The organism is Bradyrhizobium diversitatis, assembly GCF_016031635.1.
In the GTDB taxonomy this organism is placed as follows: Bacteria; Pseudomonadota; Alphaproteobacteria; order Rhizobiales; family Xanthobacteraceae; genus Bradyrhizobium; species Bradyrhizobium diversitatis.
On sequence record NZ_JACEGD010000008.1, the window covers coordinates 22,463 to 36,727 of the forward strand.

General features: G+C 64.2%; 15 protein-coding genes. 6 read left to right on the plus strand and 9 right to left on the minus strand.

Translation table 11 applies throughout. The annotated features are described in order from the left end of the window. The first annotated feature begins 16 nt into the window (after window positions 1–16). Window positions 17–601 (plus strand): TIGR00645 family protein, encoded by a 585-nt coding sequence (locus H1B27_RS09190; RefSeq protein ID WP_061877725.1) that lies wholly within the window; start codon window positions 17–19, stop codon window positions 599–601. Window positions 602–691: 90 nt separating this feature from the next. On the opposite strand, the gene H1B27_RS09195 is transcribed toward H1B27_RS09190, so the two are convergent. From H1B27_RS09195 to H1B27_RS09215, 5 genes are read right to left on the minus strand one after another with little or no spacing between them, the layout of a single operon-like run. Then, complete coding sequence (locus tag H1B27_RS09195; RefSeq protein ID WP_246515315.1) at window positions 692–1,969, minus strand: MFS transporter; 1,278 nt, start codon at window positions 1,967–1,969, stop codon at window positions 692–694. A 40-nt stretch (window positions 1,970–2,009) separates the two neighbouring features. Next, the gene (locus H1B27_RS09200; protein WP_197965842.1) at window positions 2,010–2,453 is read right to left on the minus strand and encodes a cupin domain-containing protein; all 444 of its coding nucleotides are present in this window, start codon (window positions 2,451–2,453) and stop codon (window positions 2,010–2,012) included. Window positions 2,454–2,474: 21 nt separating this feature from the next. Further along, on the minus strand, window positions 2,475–3,275 hold the full coding sequence (locus H1B27_RS09205) for an alpha/beta fold hydrolase (RefSeq protein ID WP_197965843.1): 801 nt from the start codon (window positions 3,273–3,275) through the stop codon (window positions 2,475–2,477). 54 nt (window positions 3,276–3,329) lie between these two features. After that, window positions 3,330–3,878: an NAD(P)H-dependent oxidoreductase gene (locus H1B27_RS09210; RefSeq protein ID WP_311976936.1), complete on the minus strand. Its 549-nt coding sequence runs from the start codon at window positions 3,876–3,878 to the stop codon at window positions 3,330–3,332. A gap of 17 nt (window positions 3,879–3,895) precedes the next feature. Continuing rightward, the gene (locus H1B27_RS09215) at window positions 3,896–5,128 is read right to left on the minus strand and encodes an acyl-CoA dehydrogenase family protein (RefSeq protein WP_061877721.1); all 1,233 of its coding nucleotides are present in this window, start codon (window positions 5,126–5,128) and stop codon (window positions 3,896–3,898) included. Between the two features lie 387 nt (window positions 5,129–5,515). Here H1B27_RS09215 and H1B27_RS09220 point away from each other — a divergent pair, with 387 nt between their 5' ends. From H1B27_RS09220 to H1B27_RS09240, 5 genes are all read left to right on the plus strand, one after another. Next, entirely contained in the window at window positions 5,516–6,280 is a 765-nt protein-coding gene (locus H1B27_RS09220; protein ID WP_311976937.1) for a helix-turn-helix transcriptional regulator, read from the plus strand. 155 nt (window positions 6,281–6,435) lie between these two features. Continuing rightward, a complete protein-coding gene (locus H1B27_RS09225; RefSeq protein WP_197965845.1) occupies window positions 6,436–6,699 on the plus strand; it encodes a hypothetical protein in 264 nt (87 codons plus the stop codon). A 376-nt stretch (window positions 6,700–7,075) separates the two neighbouring features. Then, complete coding sequence (locus tag H1B27_RS09230; RefSeq protein ID WP_061877719.1) at window positions 7,076–8,464, plus strand: class II 3-deoxy-7-phosphoheptulonate synthase; 1,389 nt, start codon at window positions 7,076–7,078, stop codon at window positions 8,462–8,464. A gap of 4 nt (window positions 8,465–8,468) precedes the next feature. Next, window positions 8,469–8,822, plus strand: a complete 354-nt coding sequence (locus H1B27_RS09235) for a diacylglycerol kinase (protein ID WP_028179961.1) — start codon at window positions 8,469–8,471, stop codon at window positions 8,820–8,822. Between the two features lie 18 nt (window positions 8,823–8,840). Then, window positions 8,841–10,598, plus strand: coding sequence for an NAD+ synthase (locus tag H1B27_RS09240; protein WP_197965846.1), 1,758 nt, complete (start codon window positions 8,841–8,843; stop codon window positions 10,596–10,598). A 22-nt stretch (window positions 10,599–10,620) separates the two neighbouring features. On the opposite strand, the gene H1B27_RS09245 is transcribed toward H1B27_RS09240, so the two are convergent. The 4 genes from H1B27_RS09245 to H1B27_RS09260 are packed head-to-tail and all read right to left on the minus strand — an operon-like array spanning window position 10,621 to window position 14,233. Next, window positions 10,621–11,007 carry a cytochrome C oxidase subunit IV family protein gene (locus H1B27_RS09245; RefSeq protein ID WP_197965847.1) on the minus strand — a complete coding sequence of 129 codons (387 nt, stop codon included), beginning with the start codon at window positions 11,005–11,007 and terminating at the stop codon, window positions 10,621–10,623. Between the two features lie 9 nt (window positions 11,008–11,016). Next, on the minus strand, window positions 11,017–11,739 hold the full coding sequence (locus tag H1B27_RS09250; RefSeq protein ID WP_197965848.1) for a heme-copper oxidase subunit III family protein: 723 nt from the start codon (window positions 11,737–11,739) through the stop codon (window positions 11,017–11,019). 14 nt (window positions 11,740–11,753) lie between these two features. Beyond that, a complete protein-coding gene (locus tag H1B27_RS09255) occupies window positions 11,754–12,458 on the minus strand; it encodes a cytochrome c oxidase subunit 3 (RefSeq protein WP_061877715.1) in 705 nt (234 codons plus the stop codon). Beyond that, complete coding sequence (locus H1B27_RS09260; protein ID WP_197965849.1) at window positions 12,455–14,233, minus strand: cbb3-type cytochrome c oxidase subunit I; 1,779 nt, start codon at window positions 14,231–14,233, stop codon at window positions 12,455–12,457. The genes H1B27_RS09255 and H1B27_RS09260 overlap by 4 nt, the downstream gene beginning before the upstream one ends. Window positions 14,234–14,265 lie beyond the last annotated feature (32 nt).

Consider the following 14,265-nt stretch of genomic DNA (forward strand, 5'->3'; position numbering starts at 1 on the left):
CAACCCGGAGTGATCAATGACGTCTGAACCCAAAGCACCTTCGGCGCCGGCCGCGCCACTGCCGCCGGTCGGCCTGCTTCCGAAGCTGATCTTCGGCTCGCGCTGGCTCCAATTGCCGCTCTATGTCGGCCTCATCGTCGCCCAGGCCGTCTATGTGCTGTTGTTCCTGAAGGAGCTCTGGCATCTGGTCGCGCACTCGTTCGACGCCAGCGAGCAGCAGATCATGCTGGTCGTGCTCGGGCTGATCGACGTGGTCATGATCTCGAACCTGCTGATCATGGTGATCGTGGGCGGCTACGAGACCTTCGTTTCCCGGCTGAACCTGACCGGCCATCCCGACGAGCCGGAATGGCTCGGTCACGTCAATGCCAGCGTGCTCAAGATCAAGCTCGCGATGGCGATCATCGGCATTTCCTCGATCTCGCTGCTCAGGACCTTCATCGAGGCCGGCAATCTCGGCACGACGCGGAGCAATTTCACCGAGACCGGCGTGATGTGGCAGGTGCTGATTCACATGACCTTCATCGTCTCGGCGGTCGGCATCGCCTGGGTCGACCGTCTCAGCGAGAGCGGCCATCGCAAGGAGGCCGAGCACGGTTGAGGGGGCGACCCTCTGACGGGAGGTGCCGGCGTCCGTTCATGGTTTCTGCCCGGGAGCTCGCGGGGTACGGTCCCGCCCGCTCCAAGCTATTCATTCGGCTGGACTGCCGACGACCGCTCCCTGCCTGACGTCCTCGCGGGCGAGGATCAGCAGAAGGCCGACGATGATCAACTCGACCACCGCGAAGGCCACGAAAGCCCCGGTGAACGCGCCGGAAGAGGCGTTGACGATGGCTCCCATCATCCAGGGCGCCACGAAAGCCGACAAGATGCCGAACACCTCCGCATAGCCGATCGCCGCCGGTGCAAGCGCGTCGGAGTATTTTTCGCTGAGCAGCGCGAAGATCGCGCCGCCGCCGAGCAGCGCGACGCCGCTGAGGACTGCGAACAGCACCAGCACACCGAACGGCATCGGCGTAACGACGCTCCAGAGGAACATCAGGGCCGTCAGGAAGGCGAGCCCCGCGGTGAGCTTGATCATGAACGGCTTGCCGAGCCGGTCGGACATGTAGCCGCCGATCACCAGGAACAGGACCTGCGAGAGCCCCATCACGGTGCCGATCACAGCGCCGGCTTCCGGCGGCATGTGCTGCACGGCGATAAAGGCGGGCACCACCCAGGTCGCCGTGCCGGCGATTGCGAAGGTACAGGCCACGATGCCGAAGCCACCGACTGCGATCCATTTCGAGCGGAAGATTTCGCCAAGCGGCAGGTGCTTCTGAGGCGTCTCGTTCCCCCAGGTGAAGTCGACGATGCCGATCTCGCTCGGGCTATTGCGAACGACGAGCGCGTTAATCGCAGCGACGATCAGGGTGCCGATCGCCAGTACCGCGAAGAAGGTCCGCCATCCGGTCGCAATAGTCAGGGGAATGCCGAGTGCGAAATCCATGGTGATGGCGAGGCTGTAGGCCGCAAGGATGATTCCGACTACCGACCCGCGCCGGCTCTGCGGAAACCAGCCGAAGATCAGCTTCATGTTGCCGATGAAAATGCCGGCATCGAAAAAGCCGATCAGGAGCCGCAGCAGCACAAGCTGGGTGTAGGTCTGGACGAACACCTGAAGCATCATCCCGAGACCGGTGCCGGCAAGTCCGATCAGCAGCATGTTGCGCGCCGTCATCGAGCGGCTCACCGGTGACCACACCATCATCCCGATGCCATAGGTCAGTGCGAAGATGCCCTGCGCCAGACCGGCCTCGGCGGGATTGAGTTTCAGGCTCTCTGAGACGAAAGGCAGCACGGCCGCGAAGGCGTACCAGTCGGCCGCGAGGAATATCTCGCAGAAGATGGCGAGTGCCAGCATGCACTTTTGCCAGACGGCAATCCGTCGGCGATCGCTCTCGGAAATGGTGGTCCAGTTGATCGTCATGATCGATCCTCGCGGTTTGAGCTGTCGGCGGAGACGAGCATCAGGCCGGGGGCGGCAGGAAATTGACCTCGTGCTCGGCGGCACGCCGAACGACTTCCTGCGGATCGGGCAGGTTGTGGATGCGCTCGAACAGTTCCCTGAGCGATCGCGTCGGCGCAACCCAGAACAGGCTGGTCGCGGTTTCGCCGGACTTGTTGAAGATGCCGTGGGGAATGCCTTTGGGCATGCGCACGAGGTCCCCGGCGGTCGCCACCAGGTCCTTCCCATCAAGCCAGAGATCGTAACGGCCGCTCAGTATGTAGACGAATTCGTCCTGGGTCAGATGAACGTGGGGCGGCACGAAGGTGCCGTCGGGAAACACGGCATGCCAAGCCATGGACGCCTCGGAGTGCTGCTTCAGCGTGTACGTCTGGCCCAGAATGCTCCAGACGATGTTGCCAAAGCCGTCTTTGGCGGGGGTTACGCCCGGAGGCATCTCGATCATGGTGGTGTCCTTCTGTCTGAGCTACTCGGCTAGAAAATCGGTGACGTGATGTGCGGCGGAGGGTGTTTCCTCGAACACCAGATGTCCCGTGTCCGGCACCAGCGTCACGCGCGCGTGGGGCAGCCCGGCCTTCCAGGCTCCGGCCTGCACCGTTGGGCGCAGGCGATCCGCGGCGCCCCACAAGACCAGCGTCGGCATCGTGATCCGGTGCAGCCAGTGCGCGAGCTTTGGATTGCCCTGCGGATCGCTGCGGATCAGCTCGGCGAAGCCCGTCACCTCGCGCCCGAGGCGGGCGTCGAACGCAGGATCTGGCGCCTTGGGAAAGTAACGCAGCGCGTTTGACGGATCGTGCGCGAGATAGGCCGGCAAATCCTGTGGCGCGATCTCGAACAAGCCGGGGGCCGGCGCGCTCGCAACCACGAGGCCGGCGGGCGCGACCAGCACCAGCTTGCGGACGCGATGCGGCTGGCGGATGGCGAACTCGGCGGCGAGCCACCCGCCGAGCGAAAATCCGGCAAGATCGAACGTCGCCAGTCCCAGCTTGTCGAGCAAGTCCGTGGTCTGGAGGACATGATCCTCGATCGTATCGATCCAGACCGCATCGCCGGAGTCGCCGAAACCGGCCTGATAGGGAATGATGACGGTGTGCCGCTTCGCCCAGTCGCGTGCCATCTCAAAGCCGGTAAAGGTTCCGGTCCCGTGCAGGAACACCAACGGGGGGCCGCTTCCGATGGTGTGAACGACGGTGCGCACGCCGTTGATGTCGTATTCCGCGCGAGCAAAGCCGGTGAGGTCGGGCGACGGTTTGACGGTCTCAAGCATGATGGATGTCTCCGGTTGAAGGCAGCCTGTCTGGGCGCCGCAGCGGAAAAGTGGTCATGCGGCCTTGGCCCGGCGGTCGCCGACAAGCGCTGCGAATTGTTCCACGGCGTTGGCGAGGCGAGCGGCAATCATCGGCGCCAACGGGGCGCCCGGCGCCAGTTCGTCGCTGCTCGCATAGATCGCGGTCGACACCGTGCAGGCCTCGAAGAACCCGAACAACGGACGGAGCTGATGCTCGACCACCAGCGAGTGGCGCAGCCCGCCGCCGACCGCTGTCAGCAGCACCGGGCGATTGCGCAGCACGCCGGGCTCGATCAGGTCAAAGACATGCTTGAACAGGCCGGGATATGAGCCCTGGAACACCGGGCAACCGATCACCAGGCCATCGGCATGCTCGATCGCCTCGACGAGGTCGCGCGCGCGCTCGTCGAGCCCGTTGCGGGTAAACGCGGCGATGCCCTGGCCGGCATCGACGAGGTCGAGGATGTCGGTCTTGAGCGCGTGTTGCGCCAGGAGATCGGCCGCAACGGCTTCAACAAGCACGCGCGACTTTGCCGGGCGCCAGCTGCTGCCGCAGAAGCCAACGATGCGGAATCCGTTCACGCCGACCTCCTGCGCGCTCAGCCGGTCACCCCGAACACCGTCCATTGCGCGCCGGGCCCGGGAAGGCCGAGCAGCGCACGGCCGCATTCCTCGACGATCTGGTCGGCCATCAGGATGTGCTGGGTGCCTGAGTGGATGTCGCGATAGAAGCGCTGCATCGGTGTGTTGTGCAGCGAGGCACCTCGGGCTGCCCGGTGCGCGAAGGTCGAGATGTCGGACAGGACGTCGTGGATGTGGCGCAGCGACAGCTTGATCATTGTCATTTGCGCCAGCGAGGGACTTTCGCCGCCGGCGCAGGTCTCGGAGACCTCCTTCCAGGTTTCGTGCACCAGCGCACGTGCCGCGCGAAAACGAGCCTCGGCCTGCGCGAACTGGAACTTGAAGCTGGCGCTCTCGCACGACTTGCCGAAGGGATCCTGGCGCGAGACGATGACCTTCACGAGTTCGTCGAGCATGCGGCGGCCGACCCCGACTGCCCAGCTCGAGTGCGACCAGGCGCTATAGCCCGCGAGCCCCAGCGCGCCCTGCACGCCGCCGCGACGTGGCGCGCCGATGTCGAAATCGTAGGTCATGTGTGTCGGCACGAACAGCTCGTCGCCCTCGCTGAGCGTGTAGTCGAAGCTTCCGGTGGCGCGCAGGCCGAGCACGTCCCAATTGCCCATCAGCTTGATGGTCGCCCGCGGATGGTGGGTGACGACGATCTTGGGCTGTCCGTTGGGACCGAACACCATGTCCTTGCCGGAGGCGTCGGTGACGAAGCAGCCGGAATGCACCCATTCGGCGTGCTGGATGCCGCTGCCATAGGCCCAGTTGCCGCGGATCATGTAGCCGCCATCGACCGGACGGGCGAAGCCCCGCGGGACGCCGTTGCCGGCGATGGTGATGTCGGCGCCTTTTGCGAAGACCTTCTTGATGCCCTCGTCCTCGACGTAGATCGCGAGCGTCGTGCCTTCCATGTTGTTGCCGATCGCACACCATCCGGCGGACGCATGCGTGTAGGCAAGGCGCTCGATCACGGTCATGGCGTCGTAGGGCAGAAGTTCGGCGCCACCGACCTCGCGGGGAAACAGCATCGTGTAGATACCGGCCTTGCGAAGCGCGGCGACGACGTCGTCGGTGAGATAGCCCTGCGCCTCGGCCTCGGCCGCGCGGGACTCGACCAGTGGCAGCACGGCGTCAAGGCGCGCGTGGAACTCGGCCACTGATGGCGTCGTGGAGGGCTTGGCGGCGCGTTGCATGGAAAGGCTCATGGTCGGTATCTCCACGTCAAGCTGTAGCTCCGCCGTGCGATCGGCGGGGAGGATCGGGACCGGCGGGGGACGGCGTCCGTCGGCAAAGCTTCGCCGTCGCGTGCCAAGGCTGTTGGTGCGCGGGTGAGCAGGCAGTTCGCGTTGGTGACGTGACCCCGTCGGAACCGCGTGATGTCGTCACGCGATCACGATGGCCGAATGCTAGGGATGAAGTGGGCAGACCGGCAATCCCCCATCATGGGGGGATCGCCGTTGCTGCTGTGCCGTAAAGCTGAGCCGGAGAAGCACGGTTCTGCCGCTTCTTTTCGCTTGACCGGAGAACGGGCGAAGAAGAAATTTTAAGCCTATAACAAATCCCAATGGGCGCACGTCGCGCGAGGAGTGGCGGTGAGGGCCAAGCAGGAGCAGTTGGACGGTCTGCCCGAAGGCCGGCTGGCGGATCGTTTGATGTCGATCGCCGAGAGCCGTTCGGTGCGTGCGCTTGGCGTGGCCTGTTGCTCAGCAATCACCGAACTCACGGGATCGCCGACTGTCGGCCTCTATCTGCTCGACGGGCTCGAGCCTGCCCTGGTCTACAGCCGCTACGTCGCCGACGGCCTGCTCGACAATTACAAGGCCGGCTTCTGGAAGCACGACCCGGTGCTCGACTGCATCATGACCCGCGGCTGCGCGGTCGACGGCGAAACCGTGATCGGCCCGCAGCATTGGCGACATAGCCCGACCTTCGAGATGCTGCATGAATGGGGCTTCGCCTACAATATGGGCGGGCCACTGTGGTGTGGCGAGAAGATCATCGGCGTGCTCTTCACTGCGACGACGGAGACGGGCGCACCCTATACGCCGCGCGCACGACTTCGCATGGAGATGCTATGCCGCGCCGGCTCGCTGGCGCTGACCAACATGATGAATGCGGGCGAGATTGAAACCCACCGTAGCCCGAGCCGTCCGGCCGGGACGTTGTCGGCATCGCTGCCGCCGCGTTCGGCTGATGTCGCCATCAGGGTTTGCCGCGGCCAGACCAACAAGGAGATTGCCCGCGAAATGGGAATATCCGACCAGACCGTGAAGGAGCACGTCGCCAATCTCTGCCGCCGGTTCGGCGTGCACAATCGGACCGAACTTGCGGCCTGCCTTCTGAGCGCGCGGCAGTAAAGCCGCCGACTGCAGCGGGCGTTCGGCCTCCGGATCGATAAAATTGTCTGCTATCCGTTCAGCGGCGGCAAACCCAGCGGACAAGAACCGCGCAGCCTTAAACTTCGATTTTGGAACCGATCTGCATCCTGCCCGCAAAAGGGCAGGGCATCGGCATGTCAATTCTCAGGGAGATCATCGCAGCGGTCGCGGGAGTCTACGCGCTCCTGTTCGTCTGCGACGTATTGTTCGGCGTCGGCGAGACGCGTTTCGACGACGCATATTACCGCGCCAGCTTCTACGCGCCGCGGCCGATGGAATTCCGCTTCGCCGGTGACACGCCGCCGGCGGTGCGCGTCAGCGACGCCTTCGCACAGTTCGCGCCGGGCGAAGCCAAGCCGACCAGGCGCTACTCGTCTCTGACGACGATCATCCGATGACGCGGCCTCATTCTACCTGAATCCATTCAGCGACGCCGCGCCACACAGAAGGCGCGGGCTCGAGACCCATTCGGCCTTTGCAGGAAGACGCCCTGGGGCAGATCCTCGCCGACAGGAACAGGGCCGGTCAGCGCATAGCCGTCGGTCGCGGGGAAGCTGATCCCGTCGACGAAGGCGTCGTCAGTGCCGCGTTCATGGGCGGTTTGTGTCCTGCCGGTTTCTTGCCGGCGCCAAACAAATGCGAATTCGGCTTTGGCCGCAAGGGTTTGCGGTACGAAATGGATTTACAACTGGCGGCCGGAAGCCAGCCTGTGTATAAGGCGGCCCTCGCAACCCCTAGATCAGGTTGTGCTTTTTGCTTCACGGAGAGATTGCGATGTCCGAGCGGTGGACGCCCGAGTCCTGGCGCAGCAAGCCGGTGCTACAGGTGCCCGACTATCCCGACGCCAAGGCATTGGCCGACGTCGAGGCGCAGCTTGCGACCTTTCCGCCGCTGGTGTTCGCCGGAGAGGCGCGCAATCTGAAGAAGGCCCTGGGGCGCGTGGCGGCCGGCGACGCCTTCCTGCTCCAGGGCGGCGACTGTGCCGAAAGCTTCGCCGAGCACGGCGCCAACAACATCCGCGACTTCTTCCGCGTGCTGCTGCAGATGGCGGTGGTGCTGACCTATGCCGGCGCCGTCCCCGTGGTGAAGGTCGGCCGCATTGCCGGCCAATTCGCAAAGCCGCGGTCATCGCCGACCGAGAAGGTGAACGGCGTCGAGCTGCCGAGCTATCGCGGCGACATCGTCAACGACATCGCGTTCACCAGGGAAGCGCGCATGCCGGATCCGCAGCGCCAGCTGATGGCCTATCGGCAGTCGGCGGCGACGCTGAACCTGCTCCGCGCGTTCGCCACCGGCGGTTTCGCCAATCTCGGCAGCGTCCATCAATGGATGCTCGGCTTCCTCAAGGACTCGCCGCAGTCCCGCCGCTACAAGGAATTGGCCGACCGCATCTCGGACGCGCTCAACTTCATGCGCGCCTGCGGCCTCGATCTCGAAAGCCATCCCGAGCTGCGTGCCACCGATTTCTACACCAGTCACGAGGCGCTGCTGCTCGGCTACGAGCAGGCCATGACCCGCGTCGATTCCACGACCGGCGACTGGTACGCGACGTCGGGCCACATGATCTGGATCGGCGACCGCACCCGTCAGCTCGATCATGGCCATGTCGAGTATTTCCGCGGCATCAAGAACCCGATCGGGCTCAAATGCGGCCCCTCGCTGAAGGCCGACGAGCTCTTGAAGCTGATCGACGTGCTCAATCCCGACAACGAGCCGGGCCGGTTGACGCTGATCGGCCGCTTCGGCTCGGACAAGATCGGCGAGCACCTGCCGAACATGATCCGCGCCGTGAAGCGCGAGGGCCGGGTCGTGGTCTGGTCGTGCGACCCCATGCACGGCAACACCATCACCTCCACGTCGGGCTACAAGACGCGGCCGTTCGACCGCATCCTGTCCGAGGTGAAGTCGTTCTTCGCGATCCACGCGGCCGAAGGCACCCACGCCGGCGGCGTGCATCTGGAGATGACCGGCCAGAACGTCACCGAATGTCTCGGCGGCGCCCGCGCGATCACGGACGAGGACCTCAACGACCGCTACCACACGGTCTGCGATCCCCGTCTCAATGCCGAGCAATCCATCGACATGGCTTTCCTGGTCGCGGAGCTCCTCAAGCAGGAGCGCGCCGGCAAGGCGCAGCCGATTCCGGCCGCAGCGGGGCTCTGAAACCTTGCTGCGGATCTGGAAGGCCACGATCAATTCCCGGAACGGTCTGGCCTTTGCGTTCCGATCGGAGCAGGCCGTCCGCGAGGAGATCTTTGCGCTCCTGCTGTCGGTGCCGCTCGCCTGGTTCATCGGCGCGACCGCGATGCGCGCGGTCGAGCTGGTGTGTTCCGTCGCCTTCGTTCTGGTGGTCGAGCTGCTCAACACCGCGATCGAGAAGCTCGCCGATCGGCTGACGATGGACCACGACAAGCAGATCGGGCGCGTCAAGGACATGGGCTCGGCCGCGGTCGGCGTTGCGCTGCTGATGGCAGGCGCGTTCTGGATCATCGCCATCATCGAGCGGCTGGGGTTCCTCTAGCCTGGGAATGGGAGCGCCATGACCGAACGTCTCAATGAATTCGCGGTCACGCTCGCCCAGCTCAACCCGACCCTGGGCGACATCGAGGGCAATGCCGCCAAGGCGCGTGCCGCGCGCGCGCAGGCCAAGTCCGATGGCGCCGATCTCGTGCTGTTTCCGGAATTGTTCATCGCCGGCTATCCGCCGGAAGACCTGGTGCAGAAGCCGGCGTTCCAGGCCGCCTGCCGCGCCGCGATCGAGAGCCTCGCGCGCGAGACCGCGGACGGTGGTCCGGCCATGCTGGTCGGCACGCCCTGGGTCGAGGAGGGCAGGCTCTACAATGCCTGCGCGCTGCTCGACGGCGGCCGCATCGCGAGCTTGCGCTTCAAGTGCAACCTGCCGAATTACGGCGTGTTCGACGAGAAGCGGCTGTTTTCGCGCGGACCTGCCGCCGGTCCCGTCACCGTGCGCGGCGTGCGCATCGGCGTGCCGATCTGCGAGGACATCTGGCTGGAGGAGTCCGAGGATTACGAGAACGTGGTCGAGACGCTGGCGGAGACCGGCGCCGAGATCATCCTCGTGCCGAACGGCTCGCCCTATGCCCGGGACAAGAACGACGTGCGCCTGTCGGTTGCGGTCGCGCGCGTGACCGAGAGCGGCCTCCCGTTGGTCTACCTGAATCAGGTCTGCGGCCAGGACGAGCTGGTATTCGACGGCGCCTCCTTCGCGCTCAACGGCGATCTCTCGCTTGCGGCGCAACTGCCGGCGTTCGAGGAGAGCGTCGTCACGCTGCGCTTCACCCGTAACGGCGACGACTGGCGCTGCACGGGCCCGATCGCCGAACTGCCCGAGAGCGACAAGGCCGACTACGCCGCCTGCGTGCTGGGCTTGCGCGACTATGTCACCAAGAACGGCTTTCCCGGCGTGCTGCTCGGGATTTCCGGCGGCATCGATTCCGCCCTGTGCGCGGCCATCGCGGTCGACGCGCTCGGTGCCGATCAGGTGCATGGCGTGATGCTGCCTTATCGCTACACGGCGGCACACTCGATCGCCGATGCCGGCGAGCTCGCCGGCCATCTCGGCATCCGCTACGAGGTTTTGCCGATCGCCGAGGCTGTGAACGGCTTCGAGACCATCCTGTCCGGCATCTTCAAGAACCTGCCGCCCGACATCACCGAGGAAAACCTCCAGGCCCGCACCCGCGGCACGCTGCTGATGGCGATCTCCAACAAGACCGGGCTGATGGTGGTGACGACGGGCAACAAGTCGGAAATGTCGGTCGGCTATGCCACGCTCTATGGCGACATGAATGGCGGCTTCAACCCGATCAAGGACATCTACAAGACGCAGGTGTTTCGGCTGGCAAGCTTGCGCAACGGCTGGAAGCCGGAAGGCGCGCTCGGCCCTGCGGGCGAGGTCATTCCGCCCGACATCATCACGCGCCCGCCGACGGCGGAGCTGCGCGAGAACCAGACCGACCAGGATTCGCTGCCGCCCTATGACGTGCTCGACGCCATCCTGGAGCGCCTGGTCGAGCGCGAGCAGCCGCTGGATCAGATCATCGCCGCCGGCTTCGACCGCGAGATCGTCACCCGCATCGACCATCTGCTCAATGTCGCCGAATACAAGCGCCGCCAGGCTGCGCCCGGCGTGAAGGTGACGGCGAGGAACTTCGGCCGCGACCGCCGCTATCCCATCACCAACCGGTTTCGCGACAAGGGCGAGGGGGTGTCCGCGCCTGACGAGACGCTGGTGTCGCGCGGCAGCAAGGCGTCGATCGACGCGTTCGAGGGCTGAACAGCCCGAGCGACGGCGTGTGCTATGACGGGGTTGCGAAAAACAGCACCCGCAGCAAGTGCGTGTATTCGGATTCGAGCACCATGATCGATACGAATACCAGTACCGCGATCGGCGGCAGCAGGATGGCATAGGCCAAGGCCAACCGCTCCCAGGCCATGTGCATGAAGACGGCGACGATCAGCCCGGCCTTCAACATCATGAACAGCAGGATCAGCGACCATCTCAGATAGCCATGCAGGCCAAAGTAGTCGACGAGGTAGGAGAACGTGCTGAGGACGAATAACCAGCCCCAGACCACGAGGTAGAGCTTGATCGGGTGCTGTTGCCCCTTGGCGTGAACGGCTCCCGTTGCGACTGCCCCTGGGGCGTGGAGCTGTCCTTCCATGTGTACCGCCGCGTTTGTCATGCGTCGACCTCACCAAAGATAGAAGAATGCGAAGATAAACACCCACACGAGATCGACGAAGTGCCAGTACAGGCCCGTGATCTCGACGATCTCGTAATACCCCTTGCGGCTCGTGAAGAAGCCGCGCCTCTCGACGTCGAAGTCGCCGCGAAGGACCTTTCGCGCGATGGCGATCAGGAAGATCACACCGAACGTCACATGGGTGCCGTGGAAGCCGGTGATCATGAAGAAGCTCGCACCAAACTGCGGGGCGCCCCATGGATTGCCCCAGGGCCGGACGCCCTCCATGATCAGCTTGGTCCATTCGAAGGCCTGCATTCCGACGAAGGTCGCGCCGAAGGCTGCAGTGACCAGCATCAGGATTGCGGTTCTCACGCGATCGCGGCGGTAGCCGAAATTGACGGCCATCGCCATCGTACCGCTGCTGCTGATCAGCACGAAGGTCATGATGGCGATCAGGATCAGGGGGATGTGGTTGCCCGCGATATTGAGGGCGAAGACTTCGCTGGGATTGGGCCACGGCACGGTCGTCGACATGCGCGCGGTCATGTAGGAGAGCAGGAAGCAACTGAAGATGAAGGTGTCGCTGAGGAGGAAGATCCACATCATGGCCTTGCCCCAGGACACGTTCTTGAAGGCGCGCTGATCGGACGCCCAATCGGCGGCGATGCCGCGCCAGCCTTCAAGCCGCGCAGGCGATTGCCCCGGATTTGTCAGCACGGTCTCAGCCATCTGGTCTCGCCTCCCTAGCTCAGCAATTGGCGGCAGATGTCGACGAAATCGTCGGTCCAGCCGGTGAGAAGACCGAGTAGGACAAGCCAGACCAACAGCAGGAAGTGCCAGTAGATGGCGCACAGCTCCACGCTCAAGCGCATGTCGGTGATCTCTGCGCCGCGCCACATCTTGGCCGAGGTTCGGCCCAAGGCCACCAGACCGCCCGTCAGATGCAGCCCGTGTACCGCGGTCAACAGGTAGAAGAAGGAATTCGCCGGATTGGACGCCACGAAATATCCGGCAGCCCCGAGCCGTTGCCAGGCCAGGAGCTGCCCGGCGAGGAAGATCACGGCAGATGCTCCGCCCGCGAGCAGACCGATCATGACGCCTTCAGTATCGTGTCGGCGCGCGGCCACATACGACCATTGCAGCGCGACACTGCTCAGGACCAGGACGCCCGTGTTGACCCACAGCAGCCGCGGCACCGGCAGCGGCCGCCAGTCCACCACGCTCATGCGCATCGAGTAGGCGCTGATGAAGAGGACGAACAAGGCGCTTGCGACGGCGAGAAACACGCCAAGTCCGACCTTCGCAGCCGGCCAGGTCATGGCATCGCCGCCAGGGAAGTCACCGGCCGGGCCTTCCTCCAGCCAGGGCTTGGCGGTCAGGCGCTGCTGCGACAGCCACCATCCGGCGATCACCGCAAGGACAGCCAGGAACAGGATGATGGCGCTCACGAAGCAGCTCCCTGAACGAGCTGAGTCGCGCGCGGCGGCTGGTTCTGCGGAATGAAGTCCTCCGCGGCGCCGGGTACACTGTAATCGTAGGCCCAGCGGTACACGACAGGGAGCTCCTTGCCCCAGTTGCCGTGCCCTGGGGGCGTCTCCGGCGTCTGCCACTCCAGCGTCGTCGCCCGCCACGGATTGCCGCCGGAGGCCTCACCTTTGAACAGGCTCCAGACAAGGTTGAACAGGAACACCATCTGGCTGAAGCCGACGGTCAAGGCCACTACGGAGATGAAGGCGTTGAGCGAATGGGCCGAGGACGGGATGAACGTCGCATCCCCGAGCTCGAAATACCGGCGTGGGACCCCGAGCAGTCCAAGATAGTGCATGGGGAAGAAGATCAGGTAGGCGCCGAGGAAGGTGACCCAGAAGTGAAACTTGCCCATGGCGTCGTTGAGCATCCGCCCCGTGACCTTCGGGTACCAATGATAGATCGCGCCGAGCACGACCATGATCGGCGCCACGCCCATCACCATGTGGAAATGTGCGACCACGAACATGGTATCCGAGAGGGGCACGTCAACGACAACGTTGCCGAGGAAGAGGCCGGTGAGCCCGCCGTTCACGAAGGTGATGATGAAGCCGAGGGCGAACAGCATCGGCACCGTGAGGTGAATGTCGCCGCGCCACAGGGTCAGCACCCAGTTGTAGACCTTGATCGCGGTGGGGATCGCGATGATGAGCGTCGTGGTGGCGAAGAAGTAGCCGAATTGCGGGAACATGCCGCTCACATACATGTGGTGCGCCCACACGATGAAGCTGAGCGCGCCGATGGCCACGATCGCCCAGACCATCATGCGATAACCAAAGATGTTCTTGCGCGCATGCGTGCTGATCAGATCGGAGACGATGCCGAAGGCGGGCAGGGCGACGATGTAGACTTCGGGATGGCCGAAGAACCAGAACAGGTGCTGGAAGAGCAGCGGGCTGCCGCCGCCATATTTCGAAAGCGTGCCCATCTCGACGAGGGCGGGCATGAAGAAGCTGGTTCCCAAGAGACGGTCGAGCAGCAGCATGACCGAGGCAACGAACAGCGCAGGGAAGGCCAAGAGCGCCATGACGGTCGCCGTGAAAATGCCCCACACCGTCAGGGGCAGGCGCATCAACGTCATGCCGCGGGTGCGCGCCTGCAGCACCGTGACCACGTAATTCAGCCCGCCCATGGTGAAGCCGATGATGAACAGGATCAGCGACGCCATCATGAGGATGATGCCCCAATCCTGCCCGGGCGTTCCGGAGAGGATTGCTTGCGGCGGGTACAGCGTCCAACCGGCGCCGGTGGGGCCGCCGGGCACGAAGAATGTCGAGGCAAGCACCAGGACTGCGAGCAGGTAGACCCAGTAGCTCAGCATGTTCACATAAGGGAAGACCATGTCCCGGGCGCCGACCATCAGCGGGATCAGGTAGTTGCCGAAGCCGCCCAGGAACAATGCGGTGAGCAGGTAAATCACCATGATCATGCCGTGCATGGTGATGAACTGGAGGTACTGGTTGGCATCGATGAAAGAGAACGTACCGGGGAATCCCAGTTGCAGCCGCATCAGCCACGACAGCACCAGGGCCACCAGCCCGATGGCCGTGGCCGTCAGCGAATACTGAATGGCGATCACCTTGGCGTCCTGGGAGAACACATACCGTGTCCACCAGCTCCGCGGATGATAGAGCTCGACGTCAGGTACTTCGGCAGGCGGAATGCCGGGGATCCCTTCATATGGAATATCGACCATAGAAACCTCCTCGGTCGTTTCCATCGGGGTGA